The organism is Amycolatopsis sp. NPDC045836 (assembly GCF_056431745.1).
The window spans coordinates 50,110-67,509 of sequence record NZ_JBWKKF010000025.1; the positions used below are offsets into that span (position 1 = coordinate 50,110).

The following is a 17,400-nucleotide window of genomic DNA, read 5'->3' on the forward strand; positions in this document are numbered from 1 at the left end:
CGCTTTGAGCCCCCACGCGACCTCACGCGACCTGATCGGCCACGTGCTTGGCGATCTCCAGTGCGCTGGTGGCCGCCGGTGACGGGGCGTTGAGCACGTGGACCTGGTTCGGCGCGGTTTCGATGAGGAAGTCGTCGACCATCGAGCCGTCCGGCAGCAGCGCCTGCGCCCGCACCCCCGAACCGTGCCGCACGATGTCCTCCGGCTGCACCGCGGGCACCAGCTTGGCCAGGCTGTTCGCGAACCGCTTCTTCGAGAACGACCGCCGCACCTCGTCCAGGCCGATCGGGTAGGCGTACTTCTTCGCCAGCCGCCACACGCCGGGGAAGCGCGCCACCTCGGCCAGGTCGGCGGGCGAGATGTCGCCCCAGCGGTACCCCTCGCGGCGCAGCGCCAGCACGGCGTTCGGGCCGGCGTGCACGCTGCCGTCGAGCATCCGGGTCAGGTGCACGCCGAGGAACGGCAGCGAGGCGTCCGGCACCGGGTAGATCAGGCCGCGCACCAGGTGGCGGCGGTCCTCACGCAGTTCGTAGTACTCCCCGCGGAACGGCACGATGCGGGCCTTCGGCGCCAGCCCGGCCAGCCGCGCGATCCGGTCCGAGTGCAGCCCGGCGCAGTTGACCAGCGCGTCGGCCCGCAGCACCTCGGTGCCGGTGGCCACCTCCACCTTCGAGTTCCGGCTGCGGATGCCCAGCGCCGGCGTGCTCAGCCGCAGGTCGGCCCCGGCTGCTTCGAGCAGGCGCACCAGCGCCCGGCAGACGCCGGGGAAGTCGATGATGCCGGTGGACTCCACCCGCAGCGCGCTGACGCAGGCGACCTCGGGCTCGTACTCACGGGCCTCGTCCGCGCTGACCAGCTTGGCGGGCACGCCGTTGGCCTCGGCGCGCTGGGCCAGCACCCCCAGCGCGGGCAGCTCGTCCTCGGAGGTGGCCACCACGAGCTTGCCGCAGACCTCCACGCCGACGCCGTTCTCCCTGGCGAAGTCCACGATGGACCGGTTGCCCGCCACCGACATCCGCGCCTTGAACGAGCCCGGCTTGTAGTACAGCCCGGCGTGCACCACGTTCGAGTTGTGCCCGGTCTGGTGGGCGGCCCAGTGGTCTTCCTTCTCCAGCACGGTGACCCGCTCGCCGCGGCGGGTCAGCTCCCACGCCGTGGCCAGTCCGATGATCCCGCCGCCGATGACAACAACGTTCTTCCGCACGGTCGGCCAGCGTACGGGAGCACCGGTCACGCCCCGGCGGCGGTGAGCGCCAGTGGCGGGCTCAGCGCCTGACCACGGGCGTAGGCGCGGTCGAACCCCTCGTCGCCGAGGTACTCGCGAACGGCCGTGGCGAGCCGTGCCACCTCGGGGTCACCGGCGACCGCGACCCCGCGCAACGCGACCGCGGCCCCGAGCCGGAACGCCGCCCGTTCCGGCTCACCCGCCCGCCAGGCGATCCCGGCCAGCCCGTCGGCCGCGTCGGCCGCCGCGGTGTGGTCACGGGCGCTGACCGGGGCGGCGAGCGCCTCCCGGTAGCGGCGCACGGCGTCGTCCACCGACCCCGTCGCCTCGTCGATCCGGCCTTCGGTGACCAGCAGCTGCACCCGGATCATCTCCTGGGTGAAGCCGCTGGCCGGGCACGCCGCCCGCGATCGCGCCACCAGTTCGCGGGCCAGGCCGAACCGGCCGCGCAACCGGGCGATCTCGGCCAGTCCGAGGTACGCCGAGGCCAGCGCTTCCGGGGTGCCCGCGCGCCGGGCGAGCTGGATGGCGCGGTCGTAGTCGGCCTCCGCCCCGGCGAGGTCGCCGAACCACCGGCGCCGGTCGGCCCGCTGGTGGAGCAGTTCGGTGGTGTCGTCGGTGGCGCCGAGCAACTCGGTCAGCGCGAGCGCCTCGTCGGACAGCTCCACCGAGGCCGCCAGGTCGCCGCGCCTGCCGAGCAGCAGGGCGTAGTGGCTCAGCGCCAGCGCCAGGCCCCAGCGTTCGCCCAGGTCGCGGTAGGCGGTGACGGCGGCCCGCAGCAGCCGTTCGGCGGTGTCGTTGTCGCCCTGGAGCATGTGCTTGAGCCCGGTGCCCATCAACGCGAGGCCCCGGCTCCACGGGTCGTCGGAGAAGCCCGCCTCGCCGGCGCGGTCGGCCGGGGTGCCGGGCTCCGGCGGGCCGGCCACCAGGCCGACCACCATGGCGACCATCGGCTGCCGCGGTGGCCGGGACCAGTCGCGCGCGAACCGGCGGACGACGGCCAGGTGCGGTTCCAGCGGTTCGGCCGAGGACAGTCCGGCGGCGGCGTTGGCCACGCACAGCACGAACTCGTCGTCGAGGCCCGGCGGTGGCTCCGGCCCGATGCGCAACGCCACGTCCCGGCTGAGCACCGAGCCTTCGAACCGGCGTCCGCGCATCCACCAGTACGTGCACAGGGCCGCGACGAGCCGCAGCGCCAGCACCGGGTCGGCGTCGGTGGCCCAGCGGAGCGCGGCCAGCAGGTTCTCGTGGTCGGCGTCCAGGCGGGCGAGCCAGTCGAGCTGGCCCGCCGTGCGGATGCGGGGTTCGGCTTCCTCGGCGAAGGCCAGGAAGTGCTCGGCGTGCGCGCGGCGCAGCTGCTCGGTCTCCCCGGCTTCGGCGAGCTTCTCGGCGCCGAACGCCTTGATCGTTTCGAGCATCCGGTACCGGCCGTCGGCACCCAGGTCGACCAGTGACTTCTCGGCCAGTTCACCGGCTTCCCCCGGTCCGCAGATCGCCGCGACGGCGGTCGGCTCGGCTCCGCCGGCGAACACCGCCAGTCGTCGCGCCAGCGTTTGCTCCTCGGGGGCGAGCAGGTCCCAGCTCCATTCGACGACCGCGCGGAGCGTGCGGTGGCGGGGAGCCGCGGTCCGGTCGCCCCGGGAGAGCAGGGCGAACCGGTCGTCGAGGCGGGCGGCGATCTCCCCGAGCGGCAGGGAGCGCACGCGGGCCGCGGCGAGTTCGACGGCCAGCGGCAGCCCGTCCAGCGCTGCGCAGATGCGCTGCACGTCGCCAGCGGTCCGCTCGTCGACGGTGAACCCCGGGCGCACCGCGGCGGCCCGTTCGGCGAACAACCGCACCGCCGGGTAGGCCAGCGCGTCCGCCGGGGCCAGGCCGGGCGGCGGCACCGGCAGCGGGGCCACCGCCCAGGTGTGCTCGCCGGTGACCGCCAGCGGCTCCCGGCTGGTCGCCAGCACCCGCACCGCCGGGCAGGCGGCCAGCAGCCGGGCGGTCAGCCGAGCCGTTCCGTCCACCACGTGCTCGCAGTTGTCCAGCACCAGCAACAGGTTCCTGGTGGCGAGCGCGGCGACCAGCCGATCGGCGGGCGGGGTGGCCGGGCGATCGGCGGCAAGGCTGGACTCCCGCAGGCCGAGTGCGCTGAGCACGGCCTGCGCCACCTCGGTGTCGATCGGCGCCAGTTCGACCAGGCACACCTCGCCGGGCCAGCCGCGGGCCGCCTCGACGGCCAGCCGGGTCTTGCCCGCGCCGCCGGGGCCGGTGAGGGTGACCAGCCTGCCCGCGCCGAGCAGCCCGGTCACCCGCCGCAGGTCGTCGTCGCGGCCGACGAAACTGGTCAGCGCGGCCGGGAGCGCCGGACGCGGTGCCTCCGGTGTGCTCTCGGCCCGCAGCACTTCGAGGTGGATGGCGGCCAGTTCCGGTGACGGGTCGACGCCCAGTTCCTCGGCGAGCGTGCGACGCGCGTCCTCGAAGGCGGCCAGTGCTTCGGCCCGCCTGCCACCGGCGTGCAGGGCGCGGACCAGTTGCCCGCGCAGGCGTTCCCGCAACGGGTGGGCGGCGACCAGCTCGCCCAGTTCGGCGACCAGCGTCCGGTGCGCCCCGGTGCCGAGGTCGGCGTCGATCCGGTCCTCCAGCGCGGCCAGCCGCAGTTCCTCCAGCCGGGCCGCGGCGGCCCCGGCCAGCGGGGCGTCGGCCAGTGCCGGTCCACGCCAGAGCGCCAGCGCGTCCCCGAGCCGCGCGGCGGCCCCGGCGTGGTCACCGGCCGCCAGCGCGCGGCGGCCGCTGTCCGCGAGCCGGGTGAACCGGTGGGCGTCCACGTCCACCGGGTCCACCGCGAGGCGGTACCCGGCGGGCAGCAGTTCCACCGCCACCCCGGCCTGCCGCAGCCGCGAAACCTGCGACTGCAGCGCGTTGGCCGGATTGGCCGGTGCCCGGTCGCCGTAGAGGTCCTTCAGCAGCCGCTCGGCGGGGACCACGCGGCCCGCGTCGAGCAGCAGCAGGGTGAGCAGGGCGCGCACCCGCGGTCCGCCCACCGGCAGGCGGCTGCCGGTGGCGGTGCGGACCTCCGTCGGGCCGAGGATGCCGAAGCGCACCGGCACATCCTCTCCCCGGGCGGCCGGGAAGGTGCTGGGGGGACGGGAAACGCCGCCGATGTCCCGCCCCCCAGCGGCTCTAGGTCATGGACAGGTCTTCCAGGCGAAGTGGTAGGTGGTGGAGAAGTCGCCGTCGGTCGAGTCCATGGTCATGAAGCTGGTCGTCGTCTTCGGGTCCGAGGTGCCCACGTTCACCCGTAGTTCGGTATTGATGTTGAAATGTCTTTTCTCGCCGCAGGGTGCGTAAACAACGGAAACGAGTTCGGTCTGGTCAGTGGCCTGCCAGTTGTCCTCGAGCGGCCCGTTGTAGCTGTGGCTGATGTACTGGGTCGGGGACATGCCTTGGAAGTAGTAGTTCGCCCGCTCGGTGCCACTGGCGCCCTTCGCCAGTGCCGCGAAGCCGCGGTAGTCGGCCTGCGCGATGCCGTAGGTGAAGCCGGACGGGGCGTTGATCCGCAGGTTGAGCTGGCAGTTCTTGCGGAAGTCGGTCGGCGCCGCGCCCACCCCGACCTGGGCCAGGAAATCGCTGTAGGTCACGGTGAATGATTTGTTGTCCGGGGACACCGCGACGGCGGCGGTGCCGGCCGGGCAGCCGGAACCGTTGACGGTGACCACGTCGATCGTGAAATGGTCGGGCGGTGGGGTGGTGCCGGGGGCACCACCCGGCGGAAAAACGATTGACATTGCCAATGCGGTAGCGGCCAGCGCGCTGAACATGTGCACACCTTTCCGGGGAGTCAACTCCAGGTGGCGGCGGTTCCTGAATGTTAGCGCCGGTCCCGCTACCGCAATTCCGCTAAACGGGTGCCTTTCTTATTCGGTTGGCACCGTTTCGAAAATGGGCAGGGTGGGGCCTTCGGTCAGAAGGGGTTGGTTTTCAACACTTCTTCCAGGAGAAGTGGTACTTGGTGTCGACGTTGCCGTCGGTGGAGTCCATCGACATGAAGCTGGTGGTGGCCTTCGGGTCCGAGGTGCCGACGCTCACCCGCAGTTCGGTGTTCACGTTGAGGTGGCGCACTTCGCCGCAGGGTGCGTACACAATGGAGGCGAAGTCCGTCTTGTCGGTGGCCTGCCAGTTGTCGCTGTACGGGCCGCTGTAGGGGTGCACCGCGGTGGCATTGGCCGAATTGCCCTGGAAGTAGTAGTTGGCGCGCTGGGAACCGTAGGCGCCCTTGGCGAGGTGGGCGAAGCCGCGGTAATCGGCCTGCGCGATGCCGAAGGTGAACCCCTGCGGGTAGTTCACCCGGAGGTTCAGCTGGCAGTTCTTCCGGAATTCGGTCGGCGTGGCGCCGACGCCGGTCTGCGCGAGGTAATCGCTGTAGGTGACGGTGAAGTTCGTGTTGTCGGGCGACACCGCGACCGCGGAGGTGCCGGCCGGGCAGCCCGATCCGTTCACCGTCACGATGCTGATGGTCACGTGGTCCGGCGGGGCGTCCGCCGGCTCCGCGGAACTCGGGGTGGTTATCGCCGACAGGGCGAGGGCACTGGCAGCCAGCGCAGTGAACATGATGCACCCTTCTGATGCGTCTTGAACGACTAATCGTGGCGGCGGTGGTTCAGGGTATCGGGGCCGGTTCGCGGCGCACTCCGCTGAACGGGGCCATGTTCTGCACTTGGTGCATCGAAATCATGTCCACCGCGGCCGTTCGGGGGTGTCGCTGTGGTCCACCGGATCTCACGTACGTATGAACGGTTCGTGCATTAATTCGGGACTAGTGCAATTGACAACCCAGTAATGGTGTGTTCACCTGTGGTAGTCGAGCGAATTCCAAGAATTCGATCTTGAGGGGCGGGGAAACGATGGCGGGCGGGTACAGCTTCGACGCCGAAGCGATGGCCGACCGGATCCGCCAATTCGAGAACCTGTGCGACCGCATCCGCGGCCAGTCGCACCTGCTGCGCCGGGCGCAGCAGGAAATCGGGCCACCCGCGGACGACGACCCCGCGAGGGAGCAGGTGAGAGCCACGGTGCTCTCGATCGGTTCGGCCGCCCAGCACAGCGCGGCCATGGCCGACTACGCCGCGACCTACGTGACCAACCTGTGGGCGGCCTCGGGCAACTACCTCGCCGAGGAGAACAACACCGGAGCGGTGTTCGAGGAATGAACTCGCGGGTGCGAAACGCCGGGTGCCTGCTCGCCCTGGCCTCGGCCGTCACCGTCGGGGCGTGCGGTACGCCGGTGCCCGGGCGCGCGTTGCCCGAGGCGCGGCCGGTCATCGAGGCCCCGGCGGGCGAACACACCAAAGCGCCCCCGGTGGCCGAACCGCTCGACGCGACGAAGTACGTCAACGACCCCTGCGCCAGCCTCACCGCCGCCCAGCAGGCCGAGTTCAACGTGACCTCCAGCCGGGTGAACAGCGACGACAGGGGCACCGGCTGCATCTGGAACGTGGGCCTGGGTCACACCAGCCCCGGCGTGTCCTACCTGACCAGCGTGAACACCGGGCTGAGCAACCTCTACGCGCTCAACGACGTCGGCTGGTGGGACTACGGCTACTTCGAGCCCACCGAGGTCGACGGCTATCCGGCCGTCTACCTGGACATCACCGACCTGCGTGCGGAGGGGGACTGCGGCATCGCCGTGGCGATCACCGACCAGCTCTTCTTCGACGTCTCGGTGCACACGACCGAAGACAACGACGCTTGCCTCGGGGCGAAGAACGTGGCCGAAGCGATCCTGCAGACGATCAAGGAGGGGGCTTGACCGTGACCGCGATGAACGGGCAGCAGATCTACGAGCACTTCGCCAACGCGCCGGGGCCGGGGTCGCTGGTGGCGGCCCAGGAGGTGCTGAGCGGGGTGGTGGCCGAGTACCGGGAGCTGGCGGCGGCCATCGCGGGGGTGGCGGCGGCGTTCGAGCAGGGGTGGACCGGGGACGCGGCGGGGGCGGCGGAGCGCGGGGCCGGGCCGCTGGCCGAGCAGCACCTGGCGGCGGCCGAGGCGCTGGACCTCGCCCAGGACCTGCTGCGCCGCCAGGTGGAGTCGTTCTGGCTGGTGAAGAACACCGTCGAGCCGGTACCACCGGTCCCGCCCGCGCCGTCGAGCATCGCGAACGTGATCACCCTCGGTTCGGCCGGTGCCGGGTACGAGCAGTTCGTCACCGAGTCCTCCGCGGTGGCGCAGCGCAACGTGGCGGCGATGGAGCTGTGGGCCAACCACAGCGCCTACAACACCGAGATGATGCCGACCAGTTACGGCCAGATCGCCCCGCCGGCCGTGTCGATCAGCCTGGCTCCCGAGACCGGTGGCACCGGACCGGGCAAAGTGGACAAGGCAGCCTCCACAGCGGACACCCCCGAGGACGCTGACCCCAGCGGCACCCCGGCACCCGGCCCGGCTGAGTCCACCCCCGACACCCCGGCCGCCCCCGGCGGCACCGAGTCCGATGGCACCGGAGGCGCCGCTCCCGAGACCGGCCCCGGGGCCGGCACCCAGGCCGCCGTGGCCACCCCGGCCCCGGGCAACCCAGCCTCGGGCAACCCAGCCTTCGGCACTCCGCTTCCGGGCACCCCGCTCCCGGGCACCCCGGCCCCCGGCAGCCCGAGCCCGGCCCCCGGCACCACGGTCACCCCGGTCCCGGGCACCACGGTCACCCCGGCCCCGGGCCCAGGCCCAGGCCCGGGCTCAGGCCCAGGACCACGCCAAGGCCCACGCCCGGCACCCGCCCCACCCACCCCGGCGCCCGCCACCAGAGCACCCCAGCCCACCGGCAGCAGACCGGCCCCCCAGCCCACCGGCCCGGCGAGGGGCGTCACGCCGATCGCCACCACCCCCGCCGCCGCTCGCGGCAACGACGACGAGGAACACGAGCGCCGCTACGGCGTTCCCGAGGACAAGCACTTCCAGCCCGGCGAGGACGGCGAGAAGATCACCGATCCCCGCACCGGCCTGCCGGTCTCCCCGCCGGTCATCGGCGGCTGACCGGGGTCTGCCGTGTGGTTCGCCGAGCCAGAGCACTTCCTCGCCGACCGGCTCGCCGCGCTGGTCACCGACGTCACCGGCGGTGAGCCGCACGTGGTGCTGGCGCCCGAACCGGTGTGGCTGGACGACGCCGAGCGCGCCCGGGCGAAGCTGGTGCTCGACCAGGAGCGCGCCCGCTACGGCGGCCGCCCCGACCAGGAGGAACCCGACCTCCACGCGGTCGCCACCCTGCTCAGCACCCCACCCGAAGCCCGCTACGGCTGGGTCTCGCACGCCGGCGAGCGCCGTCCGATGGGGGTGCTCGCCGCCCGCTGCCCCTGGTTCGGCCTGATCGCCGCCCGCGAGGACGAGGACGTCTGGATCCGCACCTTCTGGCGCGAGGACCTCAGCGCCCTGCTCGCCGACGTGCTCTCCGACTGGCGCAAACCCCGCGAGCAGCCGATCAGCGTGCTCCGCAGCGAGCTGCTGGCGGTGAACGACCTGGTCGTGCCCAGCGCCGAGGTCCGGCGCGCGCAGCGGGTGGCCTCGCTGCCGCAGTACGGCGTGGCCGAGTTCTACGCCGAGGTCCGCGAGCGCGGCACCCGGCGGCGCAGCCCGCACCCGGTCCGCGTCTACGACAACGCCGACGGCCGGTGGACGATGAAGGTCGTCCCGCTGCCCTCGGACGAGCGGATCGAACTGGCCCCCGCCTCGGCCGCCGACGTCATCCGCCTGCTGGACCAGCTCCGGCGCGACCTGTGACACTCCGGGCAACCTTCCCCTGGTTCGATGCGTCGAGGTACGGGGTTGCGAGCAGTCGAGCACCGCTCTAATACACTGCGACCCGTCCTCGTGCAATGGGAGAGGTATGTCTGACAGCTCCAATCCGATCGTCCTTGGCCAGCCGACCGTCGGGGAGGAAGAGCTAGCCGCGGTCGCGGAGGTCTTCCGGTCCGGATGGCTGGCCGGAGCTGGCCCCACCTGCCGCAAGTTCGAAGAGCGCTTCGCCGCCGCGGTCGGGACCCGGCACGCGCTGGCGACCAGCAACTGCGGCACCGCGTTGTTCCTCGGCCTGAAGGTGCTCGGGGTCGAGCCGGGCGACGAGGTCATCGTCGGCGACTACACCTTCCCGGCCACCGGTCACGCCGTGCTGCAGGCCGGTGCCACCCCGGTGTTCGCCGACATCCGCCCGGACATCTGGAGCGCCGACCCGGCCTCGATCGAGTCGCTGATCACGCCGAAGACCGTCGGCATCCTGGCCGTCGACGTGTTCGGCCAGCCGGGTGACTTCGACGAGTACCGCGCCCTCGCCGACAAGCACGGCCTGTGGTTGTTCGAGGACGCCGCCTGCTCGGCGGGCGCCACCTACCGGACCCGCCCGGCGGGCAGCCTGGCCGACCTCGCCGCCTTCTCCTTCCACGGCCGCAAGGGCATCACCGCCGGTGAGGGCGGGGCGCTGGTCTCCGACCGCGAGGACCTCATCGCGCACGCGCGCAAGCTGCACACCTACGGCATCGAGCCGGCGTTCAGCCGCGAGGGCAGCGACGAACTGCCCATCCCGACCTTCCACGAGCTGGGCTACAACTTCCGCATGTCGGACGTGCAGGCCGCGATCATGAACGTCCAGCTGGACCGCCTGCCGAACCTGCTGTCCGTGCGCCGTTCGGCCGCGAAGCGCTACCACGAGGGCTTCGCCTCGCTGGACGGCGTCGAGGTGCCGGTCGAGCTGCCCGACCGCGAGCACCCGTGGCAGGCCTACGTGCTGACCATCGCGCCCGAGATCAGCCGCGACAAGGTCGCCCTGCGGCTGCGCGAGCGCGGGATCGGCTGCAACTTCGGTACCTACGCGTCGCACGTCCAGCCGATCTACGGGCAGCGCCAGCAGCTGCCGGTGTCGGCGGACGCGTTCAAGCGGCACCTGGCCATCCCGATGCACTCGAACCTCACCGACGACGAGGTCACCCGGGTGATCGAGGCGGTCACCGAGGTCGTCACCCAGCTTTCCTGATCCCAGCGGACGAACCAGCACAGGAGAAATCGCACACCATGTCCGAAAAGAAGACGGTCCTGTTCACCGGCGCCGGCGGCTTCATCGCGGGGCACGTGATCCCGATGCTGATGGAGCGCGGTTACTTCGTCCGCGCCTTCGACAACATGACCCGCGGCGACCGCCCCCGCATGGAGGAGTGGGCCGCCACCGGCAACCTCGAGCTGGTCGAGAAGGACGTCCGCTACGGCGGTGCGGTGCGCGAGGCCATGCGCGGCTGCACGCACGTGGTGCACTTCGCCACCGTGTCGATCAACAAGTCGATCGCCGACCCGCACGAGTCGGTGGACATCAACATGACCGGCAACCACAACGTCTTCGCCGCCGCCGCGGACGAGGGCGTGCAGCGCCTGGTGTTCGCCTCCACCGCCTCGGTCTACGGCGACCCGGAGCGGCTGCCGATGCACGAGGACGACAAGCTCCGCCCGCTCACCCCGTACTGCATCACCAAGCGCGCCGGTGAGGACCTGCTCGGCTTCTACGAGCGGCAGAAGGGCCTGTCCTGGAACGCCCTGCGCTTCTTCAACGTGTACGGCCCCGGCCAGAAGAGCGAGGCGTACTACACCTCGGTGATCAACCACTTCATCACCCGCCTGCGCAACGGCCAGCCGCCGATCATCGACGGCAAGGGCGAGCAGTCGATGGACTTCGTGCACGTGCACGACCTGGCCCGTGCCGTGGTCGCCGCGCTGGAGTCGGAGCGGTCGAACCTGCCGATCAACATCGGCACCGGCATCGACACCTCCATCGCCACCCTGGCCAAGATCCTCATCGACGCCGTGGGCGTGCAGGTCGAGCCGCAGTTCAACGAGCGCGACGTGCTGGTCTCCCGCCGGGCCGCGGACATCACCCGCGCCAAGGAGGTGCTCGGCTGGGAGCCGACCATCCCGGTCGAGCAGGGCATGCACGACCTGGTCAAGCTGCACATGAGCCAGGCCGCCGGCTGATGGGCTTACCACCGGCCGGATCGGCAGAGGGGCGCTCGATGAACATCGTCGTGGTCAACAACTTCTTCCCGCCGCGGGTGGGGGGCAGCGCGCACATGTCGGCGTCGCTGGCCGAGCAGTACACGGCCAGCGGCAACAACGTGCTCGCGATCACCGCCGCCTACCAGGACGCCCCGGCGGAGGAGGAGCGCGACGGCTACCGCGTGGTCCGCCTCCCGGCGATGAAGATGCCGCAGCTGGGCCTGTCGATCGACTTCGACATGACCTTCGCGTCGGTCCGGCCGGGCAACTGGCGGAAGCTGTTCAAGATGCTGGACGCGTTCCGGCCGGACGTGATCCACCTGCACGGGCAGTTCTTCGACCTGTCCTGGATGGTCGGGCTGTACGCGCGGCGCCGGGGCATCCCGGTGGTCGTCACCATCCACACCCTGCTGATCAGCGACAAGAAGCTGTACAGCTCGGTGTTCCGGATGCTCGACGCGCTCCTGGTGCGGCCGATCCTGAGCGTCATCAAGCCGCGGTACGTGATCCTGGACAAGCTGGGCGTGGACTACTGCGTCAAGCGCTACGGCACCAGCGACGCGAACTCGGACTACTTCCCGATCGCGGTGGACACCGCGCACTTCGAGAAGCCGCTGACCAAGGACGTGCGCGAGGAGAACGGCATCGGCGACGCCCCGCTGATCGTCTCGCTCGGTCACGTGATCCCGCTGCGCGACCGGATGCCGCTGGTCGACGCCATGCCGGCGATCCTGCAGAAGCACCCGGACACCAAGGTGATCGTGGTGGGCCGGGTGTACCACGACGCGTTCATCAAGCGCGCCGAGGAACTGGGCATCGCCGACCGGTTCATCGTCAAGGGCGCGGTGCCCAAGGCCGACGTGCCGTCGTACTTCGCCGCCGCCGACATCGTCACGCACGACCTCAACGGTGGCTGCGGCACGGCTTCGCTGGAGGCCATGCTCTCCGGCACGGCGACGATCACCTCGACCACGCTGGACAACTACCCCGGCATCGAGCTGCGCAACGGCGACAACATCCTGATCGTGCCGCCGGACGACGCCAAGGCGGTCGGCGAAGCGGTGATCGACCTGCTGGACGACCCGGTCAAGCGCGCCGAGCTGGCCAAGCGGCAGAGCGCGATGGTCCGGGACAACTTCGGCCTCGACGTGGTCACCGACGAGCACCTGCGCACCTTCGAGAAGCTCATCGCCGAGTCGAGCGGAAAAACCCCCTGATGTTCTTCGACGACGAACGCAGCAACCGGCTGCGCCCGCAGATCCTGACCGAACTGGTCGGGGAGTACATGAACGACGCCGAGCGGGCGAAGCTGTTCGGCCTGCCGGAGACCACCCGGATCCGGCAGCGGGCGAAGATCGTCAGCCCGGAGAACCTGAAGATCGGCGAGCACTGCTGGATCGGCGAGGGCGCCATCCTGGACGCCTCCGGTGGCATGGAGATCGGGGAGCACACCAGCATCGGGGTGAACACGCTGGTGTTCACCCACTCCAGCTGGCTGGCGAACATGACGCTGCAGAACCACTCGGGCAGCGACCTGATCGAGCGCAAGCCGGTCAAGATCGGCAAGGGCTGCTTCATCGGCGGGCTGGTGGTGATCATGGCCGGGGTGACCATCGGTGACTTCGCCACCGTGCAGCCGAACTCGGTGGTGGCCAAGGACGTGCCGGCGCGCTCGCTGGTGGCGGGCAACCCGGCGCGGGTGTTCCAGCGCTACGACGACGAGTACATCGAGAGCGAGGTCAAGCGGGTCCGCGAGGACAACGAGCGACGGCGCGCACTGGCCGAAGAACGCGGCATGGCGGTGGGCCCCTGGGGCGCCCCCGCCGGCGACTTCAGCGACCCGCAGGAGTAACCAGCGAACGCCTCCGCGGTCAGCGGCTCGCGGGGGCGGTCGGCCGTGCGGGGGGTCGTCCGGGCCGGTGGGGCGTTTCGCCGGCCGGGCCCAGGACAGCGCCGACTCCTCCACCGGCCAGCCGTGGGCGGTGACCGCGCTGAACGGCACCGATTCGCTGCCTTCGCACAGCACCTTGGCCACCACCGCCCGCCCACTCGCACGCCTGGCCCGGCGGAAACCTCCGCTTCGGAACAGCGGAATCGTCGTCGCCGGTCAAACCACCCCGGCCGGGGTTCTCCCGCGCGCCGAAGAGTCAGTTCTACGGCAAGAGGAGGGCCCTGCCCGCGGATGCGAGCAGGGCCCTCGACGGGGGATCAGGCCGGGGTGGAGGCGGTGTCCTTCACCGTGGCGACCACCTGGTGCGACGGCAGGATCGAGTCGCGCTCGGCGTTGGCGTCGATCTTGTCTTCGAGCAGGTCGACGAACCGGTCCAGCTGGGTGGCCAGCGGCTCGCGGGCGGTGACCAGCTCCGGGATCTCGATCACCGTCTGCTGCCGGTAACCGAGGCCGTCCGGGGTGACCGCGTCGTGCGAGACGTGCCGGTAGATGGTCACGTCGCGGCGCAGCAGGTCGATCTCGATCAGCCGGTCCAGTTCGGACACCACCAGCGAACGCACCTTGCGCTGCCCCAACCGCGAAGCCGACACCGTGGCCAGCCCGGTCGGGAAGGTCAGCACCGTTTCGATGGTGTCCTCGGCGCCTTCCACCGACGACGGGTGGAAGTACCCCGCACCGGAGGTGACCCGCGCCGGGGTCTGCCCGCCGAAGAACTGGATGGCGATGTCCACGTCGTGCACCAGCAGGTCCCAGGCCACCCCGGTCTTGATGCGCGGGGCGTACGGGCCGTGCCGCCTGGCCATCAGGTGGATCGGCTCCTGCACCAGCGCCCGCGCGGTCATCACCGCCGGGTTGTACCGCTCCAGCAGCCCGCACATCAGCGGGATGTCCTTGGCCGCGGACAGCTCGACGATCTCGCGCGAAGCCTCCAGGCTGTTCGACACCGGCTTCTCCACCAGCAGCGGCTTGCCCTGGTTGAGCACCTCCAGCGCCAGCGGGTGGTGCACCTCGGTGGCCGCGGCCAGCACCACGGCGTCCACATCGGACAGATCGCCGATCTCCGGCGTCCACCGGGTTTCGAAGCGCTCGGCGGCGGCGCGGCCGACGTCCTCGCGCGGGTCGACCACGCGGGTCAGCTCCACGCGCTCGTTCTGCGAGAGCACCCTGGCGTGCAGCGAGCCCATGGTGCCGGTGCCGATCAGGGCGATGCGGTGCGTCATGCCCCCAGCACCTCGCGAACCGTCTCGATGATCTTGTCCAGGTCGTCCTCGGACAGCTTCGGGTGCACCGGCAGCGAAAGCGCCTGCGCGGCCACCGAACTGGCCACCGGCACGCTCGCCAGGTCCGCGTCCGGGATCAGCGCGTGCCCGCGGTAGCAGTCGTAGTCGAAGACGACCTTGGGGTAGTAGGTGCCGTTGCCGATGCCGCGCTCGGTCAGCGCCGCGGCCAGCTCGTCGCGCGAGAGCATCGCGTGCGGGCCGACCAGCACGGTGTACTGGTGCCACACGTGCTCGCGGCCGGGCAGCACCTGCGGCAGCTCCAGGCCCGGGGTGCCGGACAGGCCCTCGGTCAGCCGCTTGGCGTTGCGCTGGCGGGCCGCGGTGATCGTGTCCAGCTTCTCCAGCTGCGGGATGCCGACGGCGGCGTGCAGGTCGGTCATCCGGTAGTTGTGCCCGGCGACCTCGTACTGGTAGCGGGCGCGCATGCCCTGGTTGCGCAGCACGCGCAGCCGGTCGGCCAGCCCGTCGTCGTCCGTGGTGATCACGCCGCCCTCGGCGGTGGTGATGTTCTTGGTGGCGTACAGCGAGAAGCAGCCCAGCCCGAACGAACCGGACCGGCGGCCCTCGAAGCTCGCGCCGACGGCCTGCGCCGAGTCCTCCACCAGGTGCAACCCGCGTTCGGCGGCCAGTGGCGCCAGCTTGCCCATGTCCGCGGTCTGGCCGTAGAGGTGCACCGGCATGAGCACCTTGGTGCGCGGGCCGATGGCCGCGGCCACCGCGTCCGGGTCGACGGCGAAGTCGTCCCGCCGGATGTCGGCGAAGCGCACCGTCGCGCCCGCTTCCAGGATGGCGTTCAGCGTCGCGACGAAGGTGAACGGCGAGGTGATGACCTCGTCACCCGGCTGCAGGTCGAGCACCTGCAGTGAGGCGACCAACGCGGTGGTGCCGTTGTTCACCGCCACCGCGTGCTTGGTGCCGGAGACGGCGGCGAACGCTTCCTCGAATCGCTTCACCATCGGGCCCTGCGCGATGGCGCCGGATCGCAGCACTTCGACGACCAGGTCCTCCGCATCGCGGACGTCGACCACGGTAATGGGGATCATGCAGCAGTCTTTCACCTCGGCGGACACTTCCGGCGCGTCAGGTACAGTCGTGCCTCGGCATGGCTAGTAGCCCCCTGGGTCGGCACCGGTGCTGGCACTGACGCGGGCGTCACGATACCCGCCGGTCGCAAGTGGCTCCCCGCTGCCGCCTCGGCCCTGGTGCGCGGGCCTGAACACTAAAGGGCGAAAACACACAAAATGAGCAGTGCACGCATTCTGATCACCGGCGCCGGTGGTTCCGCCGCCTACAACTTCCGCGACGCGCTCGCCGTCTCGCCGAACGAGTACTCGGTGGTCGGCACCGACATCAAGCCGTACCACCTCCAGCTGCTCGACGTCGACGCGAAGTACCTGGTGCCGCCGGTCTCCGACCCCGGTTACGCCGACGCGATCAACCGCGTCATCGCGGCCGAGAAGATCGACTTCGTGCACCCGCAGCCGGACGTCGAGGTCGGTTTCCTCGCCGAGAACCGCGACCGGCTGGACGCGCCCACGTTCCTGCCGGACGCCGGCGCGGTCGCGCTGTGCCACGACAAGATGGCCTTCAACGCGCACATGAAGGCCAACGGCGTTTCCGTTCCGGAAGCGATCAAGATCGATTCGCAGGCCGACCTCAAGGGCGCGCTGGAAGAACTGCTCAAGATCAATCCGCGGGTGTGGCTGCGGGCCATTCGCGGCGCCGGTTCCCGCGGCAGCCTGCCGATCAACTCCTACTACCAGGGCGACGCCTGGATCGACTACTGGCGCGGGTTCCGCGGCCTCGACTACGGCGACTTCATGGCCAGCGAGTACCTGCCCGGCGAGGAGTTCGCCTGGCAGAGCCTGTGGCACGAGGGTGAGCTGATCACCTCGCAGGCCCGCTCGCGCATCGAGTACATCTTCGGCAACCTCACCCCCAGCGGGCAGAGCAGCTCGCCGTCGGTGGCCAAGACGGTCAACCGCGACGACGTGAACAAGATCGGCGAGGCGGCCGTCCGCGCGGTCTCGGCCAAGCCGAGCGGGGTGTTCTGCGTGGACATGAAGGAGAACGGCCAGGGCGTCCCGATGGTCACCGAGATCAACGTCGGCCGCTTCTTCACCACCAGCAACTTCTTCGCGCACGCCGGGCTGAACATGCCCGACATGTACATCCAGCTCGGCCTCGGCAACCAGCTCACCGAGAAGCCCGCCGTCCACAACCCGCTGCCGGACGACCTGTACTGGGTCCGGATGATCGACATGGGTTACCAGCTGGTCAAGGAAGGCGAATGGGCCGCCAAGCAGATCTGAGCGCGCTCGCGTTCGACTTCGACGGCACGCTGTTCCGGCTGCCGGTCGACTTCGCCGGCCTGCGGGCCGACCTCGGGCTCGCCCCGGACGCCAAGCTGGGGCCGCTGTTCCAGCAGTACCTCGACGAAGGCGACACCGAGGGGCTGGACACCGTCACGCGCTACGAACGCGAGTCGGTGCCGCGCGGGGAGTTCACCACCGGTGCCCGTGAGCTGCTCGAAACGCTGACCGGCCGGTACCCGCTGGCGGTCGTGACCCGCAACTCACGGCACTGCGTGTTCGACGCGCTGGGCAACCTCGCGGACGGCTTGTTCGTCATCGGACGGGAGGACGTCGCCCGGCTCAAGCCGGACCCGGAGGGCGTGCACGCCGTGCTCGAGCACTACGGCGTCACGGCCGACGGGGCCGTGCTGGTCGGCGACACCTACCACGACGTGGAGGCCGCGCACGCCGCCGGAGCACGCAGCGTGATCGTCCGCAACGAGTCGCTGAAGTTCCGCCCGGAGGGCGCGGACACCTACATCGAAACGCTCAGTGAGCTGCTGCCCGCGCTGGCGGGCTGACCCGCCGGGGTTGGTACCGTCGTCGGTGGTCATCGGCTCCGTTCGAGAAGGAAGTGCCAGGTAG

The 17,400-nt window shown here is 70.8% G+C and carries 16 protein-coding genes; 10 read left to right on the forward strand and 6 right to left on the reverse strand.

All coding sequences use genetic code 11. From position 1 onward, the window contains the following. Positions 1 to 22 precede the first annotated feature (22 nt). The 4 genes from lhgO to AC07EG_RS34040 form a co-directional block, all read right to left on the reverse strand. Positions 23 to 1,234: an L-2-hydroxyglutarate oxidase gene (gene lhgO, locus AC07EG_RS34025; RefSeq protein WP_478257352.1), complete on the reverse strand. Its 1,212-nt coding sequence runs from the start codon at positions 1,232 to 1,234 to the stop codon at positions 23 to 25. Beyond that, a complete protein-coding gene (locus AC07EG_RS34030) occupies positions 1,231 to 4,314 on the reverse strand; it encodes an ATP-binding protein (RefSeq protein WP_478257353.1) in 3,084 nt (1,027 codons plus the stop codon). The genes lhgO and AC07EG_RS34030 overlap by 4 nt, the downstream gene beginning before the upstream one ends. Positions 4,315 to 4,398: 84 nt before the next feature. After that, positions 4,399 to 5,031 carry a DUF4360 domain-containing protein gene (locus AC07EG_RS34035; RefSeq protein ID WP_478257354.1) on the reverse strand — a complete coding sequence of 211 codons (633 nt, stop codon included), beginning with the start codon at positions 5,029 to 5,031 and terminating at the stop codon, positions 4,399 to 4,401. A gap of 160 nt (positions 5,032 to 5,191) precedes the next feature. Further along, positions 5,192 to 5,821, reverse strand: coding sequence for a DUF4360 domain-containing protein (locus AC07EG_RS34040; RefSeq protein WP_478257355.1), 630 nt, complete (start codon positions 5,819 to 5,821; stop codon positions 5,192 to 5,194). A gap of 275 nt (positions 5,822 to 6,096) precedes the next feature. Here AC07EG_RS34040 and AC07EG_RS34045 point away from each other — a divergent pair, with 275 nt between their 5' ends. The 8 genes from AC07EG_RS34045 (at position 6,097) to AC07EG_RS34080 (ending at position 13,082) form a co-directional block, all read left to right on the forward strand. After that, a complete protein-coding gene (locus tag AC07EG_RS34045) occupies positions 6,097 to 6,420 on the forward strand; it encodes a hypothetical protein (RefSeq protein WP_478257356.1) in 324 nt (107 codons plus the stop codon). Positions 6,421 to 6,428: 8 nt separating this feature from the next. Continuing rightward, positions 6,429 to 7,019: a DUF3558 domain-containing protein gene (locus AC07EG_RS34050; protein ID WP_478257357.1), complete on the forward strand. Its 591-nt coding sequence runs from the start codon at positions 6,429 to 6,431 to the stop codon at positions 7,017 to 7,019. After that, positions 7,016 to 8,236 (forward strand): hypothetical protein, encoded by a 1,221-nt coding sequence (locus AC07EG_RS34055; protein ID WP_478257358.1) that lies wholly within the window; start codon positions 7,016 to 7,018, stop codon positions 8,234 to 8,236. The genes AC07EG_RS34050 and AC07EG_RS34055 overlap by 4 nt, the downstream gene beginning before the upstream one ends. Before the next feature lie 12 nt (positions 8,237 to 8,248). Continuing rightward, positions 8,249 to 8,977 (forward strand): ESX secretion-associated protein EspG, encoded by a 729-nt coding sequence (locus AC07EG_RS34060; protein WP_478257359.1) that lies wholly within the window; start codon positions 8,249 to 8,251, stop codon positions 8,975 to 8,977. Between the two features lie 106 nt (positions 8,978 to 9,083). Continuing rightward, a complete protein-coding gene (locus tag AC07EG_RS34065) occupies positions 9,084 to 10,223 on the forward strand; it encodes a DegT/DnrJ/EryC1/StrS family aminotransferase (protein ID WP_478257360.1) in 1,140 nt (379 codons plus the stop codon). 38 nt (positions 10,224 to 10,261) lie between these two features. Beyond that, positions 10,262 to 11,209 carry an NAD-dependent epimerase/dehydratase family protein gene (locus AC07EG_RS34070; protein WP_478257361.1) on the forward strand — a complete coding sequence of 316 codons (948 nt, stop codon included), beginning with the start codon at positions 10,262 to 10,264 and terminating at the stop codon, positions 11,207 to 11,209. Between the two features lie 38 nt (positions 11,210 to 11,247). After that, positions 11,248 to 12,447: a glycosyltransferase family 4 protein gene (locus tag AC07EG_RS34075; RefSeq protein ID WP_478257362.1), complete on the forward strand. Its 1,200-nt coding sequence runs from the start codon at positions 11,248 to 11,250 to the stop codon at positions 12,445 to 12,447. After that, complete coding sequence (locus AC07EG_RS34080) at positions 12,447 to 13,082, forward strand: acyltransferase (protein WP_478257363.1); 636 nt, start codon at positions 12,447 to 12,449, stop codon at positions 13,080 to 13,082. Before AC07EG_RS34075 ends, AC07EG_RS34080 begins: the two co-directional genes overlap by 1 nt. A 356-nt stretch (positions 13,083 to 13,438) precedes the next feature. Here AC07EG_RS34080 and AC07EG_RS34085 read toward each other — a convergent pair whose 3' ends face one another. Both AC07EG_RS34085 and AC07EG_RS34090 read right to left on the reverse strand, forming a co-directional pair. Next, complete coding sequence (locus AC07EG_RS34085) at positions 13,439 to 14,401, reverse strand: Gfo/Idh/MocA family protein (RefSeq protein ID WP_478257364.1); 963 nt, start codon at positions 14,399 to 14,401, stop codon at positions 13,439 to 13,441. After that, positions 14,398 to 15,504 carry a DegT/DnrJ/EryC1/StrS family aminotransferase gene (locus AC07EG_RS34090; RefSeq protein WP_478257365.1) on the reverse strand — a complete coding sequence of 369 codons (1,107 nt, stop codon included), beginning with the start codon at positions 15,502 to 15,504 and terminating at the stop codon, positions 14,398 to 14,400. Before AC07EG_RS34090 ends, AC07EG_RS34085 begins: the two co-directional genes overlap by 4 nt. Before the next feature lie 198 nt (positions 15,505 to 15,702). Between AC07EG_RS34090 and AC07EG_RS34095 the strand changes: the two genes are divergently transcribed. Next, the gene (locus AC07EG_RS34095; protein ID WP_478257366.1) at positions 15,703 to 16,773 is read left to right on the forward strand and encodes an ATP-grasp domain-containing protein; all 1,071 of its coding nucleotides are present in this window, start codon (positions 15,703 to 15,705) and stop codon (positions 16,771 to 16,773) included. Further along, on the forward strand, positions 16,752 to 17,336 hold the full coding sequence (locus AC07EG_RS34100; protein ID WP_478257367.1) for an HAD family hydrolase: 585 nt from the start codon (positions 16,752 to 16,754) through the stop codon (positions 17,334 to 17,336). The genes AC07EG_RS34095 and AC07EG_RS34100 overlap by 22 nt, the downstream gene beginning before the upstream one ends. Positions 17,337 to 17,400 lie beyond the last annotated feature (64 nt).

What these genes read in the sequence shown, in the direction of transcription:
- AC07EG_RS34035 (WP_478257354.1), bottom strand. Translation starts at nt 5,031, where the DNA reads ATGTTCAGCGCGCTGGCCGCTACCGCATTGGCAATGTCAATCGTTTTT.
- AC07EG_RS34040 (WP_478257355.1), bottom strand. Translation starts at nt 5,821, where the DNA reads ATGTTCACTGCGCTGGCTGCCAGTGCCCTCGCCCTGTCGGCGATAACC.
- AC07EG_RS34065 (WP_478257360.1), top strand. Translation starts at nt 9,084, where the DNA reads ATGTCTGACAGCTCCAATCCGATCGTCCTTGGCCAGCCGACCGTCGGG.
- AC07EG_RS34070 (WP_478257361.1), top strand. Translation starts at nt 10,262, where the DNA reads ATGTCCGAAAAGAAGACGGTCCTGTTCACCGGCGCCGGCGGCTTCATC.
- AC07EG_RS34075 (WP_478257362.1), top strand. Translation starts at nt 11,248, where the DNA reads ATGAACATCGTCGTGGTCAACAACTTCTTCCCGCCGCGGGTGGGGGGC.
- AC07EG_RS34080 (WP_478257363.1), top strand. Translation starts at nt 12,447, where the DNA reads ATGTTCTTCGACGACGAACGCAGCAACCGGCTGCGCCCGCAGATCCTG.
- AC07EG_RS34085 (WP_478257364.1), bottom strand. Translation starts at nt 14,401, where the DNA reads ATGACGCACCGCATCGCCCTGATCGGCACCGGCACCATGGGCTCGCTG.
- AC07EG_RS34090 (WP_478257365.1), bottom strand. Translation starts at nt 15,504, where the DNA reads ATGATCCCCATTACCGTGGTCGACGTCCGCGATGCGGAGGACCTGGTC.
- AC07EG_RS34095 (WP_478257366.1), top strand. Translation starts at nt 15,703, where the DNA reads ATGAGCAGTGCACGCATTCTGATCACCGGCGCCGGTGGTTCCGCCGCC.
- AC07EG_RS34100 (WP_478257367.1), top strand. Translation starts at nt 16,752, where the DNA reads ATGGGCCGCCAAGCAGATCTGAGCGCGCTCGCGTTCGACTTCGACGGC.